This window comes from Archangium sp. (assembly GCF_036388035.1).
Classification (GTDB): Bacteria; Myxococcota; Myxococcia; order Myxococcales; family Myxococcaceae; genus Archangium.
Map to the genome: position 1 here is coordinate 1 of NZ_DASVSO010001037.1, position 2,481 is coordinate 2,481.

General features: G+C 70.2%; 2 protein-coding genes. Both read left to right on the forward strand.

Going from position 1 to position 2,481, the window contains the following annotated elements; all coding sequences use genetic code 11:
* Positions 1 to 453, forward strand: a 453-nt coding sequence (locus VF697_RS42650; RefSeq protein WP_331104414.1) for a chalcone isomerase family protein, incomplete at its 5' end; no start/stop codon positions are given.
* A 79-nt stretch (positions 454 to 532) separates the two neighbouring features.
* Positions 533 to 2,440 carry a hypothetical protein gene (locus tag VF697_RS42655; protein ID WP_331104416.1) on the forward strand — a complete coding sequence of 636 codons (1,908 nt, stop codon included), beginning with the start codon at positions 533 to 535 and terminating at the stop codon, positions 2,438 to 2,440.
* Positions 2,441 to 2,481 lie beyond the last annotated feature (41 nt).

Sequence of the window (2,481 nt, forward strand, 5' to 3'; positions counted from 1 at the left end):
CTACCGGATGCCATCTCCCTCCAGGGCAAGGAGCTGCTCCTGGACCACATGGAGCTCAAGAAGAAGCTCTTCTTCGAGATCTATGTCTGGGGCCTGTACCTGGAGCAGAAACCGGCCTCCACGAAGGAGGCCATCGCCGCCCAGGGGCCCAAGCAGCTTCAGCTCCACTTCCGGCGCAGCATCAAGCGCGAGCAGCTCGCGGATGCCTTCCGCGACTTCCTCGGCCAGAGCTCGGAGATGCGCTCGCCGGAGATGCGGCGGCACTCGGAGCAGCTCGTCCAGTCGCTGCGCGCGGTGCGCAAGGGCGACAGCCTCCTCATCACCTACCTGCCGGACAAGGGGCTGATGGTCTCCGGTGAGGGCAGCCGGGGTGCGCTCATTCCCGGCAAGGCCTTCGCGGACGCGCTCTTCGCGGCGTGGCTGACGGAGAACCCCATCTACGACCGCGACTAGCGCCCGGCGCGGCGCACGGCGGTGACGCGCGGCTTGCGGGGCTGGCGGGGCTGGGGCACTGTCCGCCTCCGCGAGCGCCATGGGTTGGATCATCTGGATCATCGAGACGCTGATGTGCCTGGGGGCCGGCTGGCTGGTGGCGGCGGCGCTCTACCCGGACAAGGGCGTGCCGCACCGCCTCATCGTCACGCTGCTGGTGGCGCCCACTCTCATCCTCGTGGCCATGCAGGCGCTGGGCGTGCCGGGGCTGTTGCGGCCGGTGTGGCTCGGGCTGCTGGCTCCGGGGGTGTTCGCGGTGCCGGCGTGGGGCGCGTGGCGCCGGCTGGGACGTGAGCGGGCACTGGCGCTGCTGCACTCGGACCTGGGCGCGCCCGCGCGGTTGGCGCGCGAGGCCTGGCGGGAGCGCGAGCCGGCGGTGCTCACCGTGGTGGCCGCCGCGGGCGTGCTGCTCTTCGCCTCGCTGCTGGTGTGGATCTACAAGTCCTGGACGTGGGATCCAACGTGGTACCACGTGCCCATCACCGCCTACGCCATCCAGACCGCGTCGCTGGACTGGATCGAGACGTCGGTGCCGTGGACGCAGAGCCACCCGAAGAACGTGGAGCTGCTGGCGGCGTGGAACTGCATCTTCCCGCTCGACAACCGGCTGGACGACAGCTCGCAGCTTCCCTTCGCGGTGCTGGGCGCGGCGGTGACGGCGGCCTGGGCGCATGCGGCGGGAGCACGCAAGGCCTTCGCGGCGGGCGTGGGCGCGGCGTGGGTGCTGCTGCCGCCCATGTTCCTCCAGGTGTGGAGCACGCACGTGGACGTGGCGTGCGGTGCCTTCCTGAGCGCGGCGGTGTTCTTCATGCGCGAGCGTCCCACCGCCCGAGACCGGTGGATGTGCCTGCTGGCGCTCGGGCTGTACGCGGGCACGAAGATGACGGGGGCCTTCCACCTGCTGATGCTCGGACCGTGGGTGGCCGCTCGGGGCGCGCTGGAGTTGTGGGAGGCGCGGGGCGAGCGGTGGCGGCGAGCGGGGGACGTGGTGCTGTCGTTGCTCGCGCTGATGGCGGTGGGCTCGTTCAAGTACTTCCAGAACCTGTGGAAGACGGGCAACCCGCTGTGGGCCTTCAAGGTGAAGGTGCCGCTGCTGGGCACCGAGCTGCCGGGGCTGTTCGATCCCGCCGCCTTCTATGGCACGCCGCCCGGCGAGAGCCCGCTCTTCTTCGGCGCGCCCGGGGCCTTCGCGCACCTGCTGCGGAGCTGGTACGTGGAGTCGCCCACCTTCTGGCCGGACGTGCGCACGGGAGGCTTCGGCCCGGTGTTCGCGTATCTGCTGGTGCCGTGTCTGTTGTTGCTGGTGCTGGAGCTGGCGAGCCCGAGGAGCTGGAAGCGCAACCTGCCCATCCTGGGGCTCGCGCTGGTGGCGCTGACGGTGCAGGCGGCGTGGTGGCCACGCTTCGTGATAGGCGTTGCCACCGCGGGACTGGTGGCCCTGGGAGTCGTCCACGCGAGGCTGGTGCGCGGGCCGCTGCGGCCCGGTCTGTCCCTGCTCTTCCTGGTGCTCCTCGGCGTCACCTTCTGGCAGGGGGCCAGCGCGCAGGTCCAGATGGCGGATCTGTTCATGTATGCGAAGTCCTTCAAGCGGGCGCTGCGTGCGGATCCGCTGGAGCGCTCGGCGCTGCAGGTGGTGGACTGGCTGTGGACCACCGAGTGGAACCTCATCAAAGAGCGCGAGCTGAAGGCCGGCGACGTGGTGACCTATGACGAGTCGGTGAACTTCCTCTCGGAGTTCTTCACCCGGGACTACCGCACGCGGGTGGAGTACGTGCCGAGCGAAGGCGAGGTGAGGGATTACCTCGCGCGCATCGACGCGTTGAAGCCGCGCTGGGTGGGCGTGCGGCGCGGCTCGGCGGCGGAGCGTGCACTGCGCGAGCAGCGGGGCGCGGAGTACCTCTTCCCCGCGCCACGCTCCGAGATCGTGCTGTATCGCATGCCCCGGTGAGCCCATACTGGGAAGAGGGGGGCGGGTTCAGGCGGTCTCCT

Bases quoted from the DNA above. Each gene is read 5' to 3' on its own strand.
- VF697_RS42655 (WP_331104416.1), top strand. From the start codon at position 533: ATGGGTTGGATCATCTGGATCATCGAGACGCTGATGTGCCTGGGGGCC.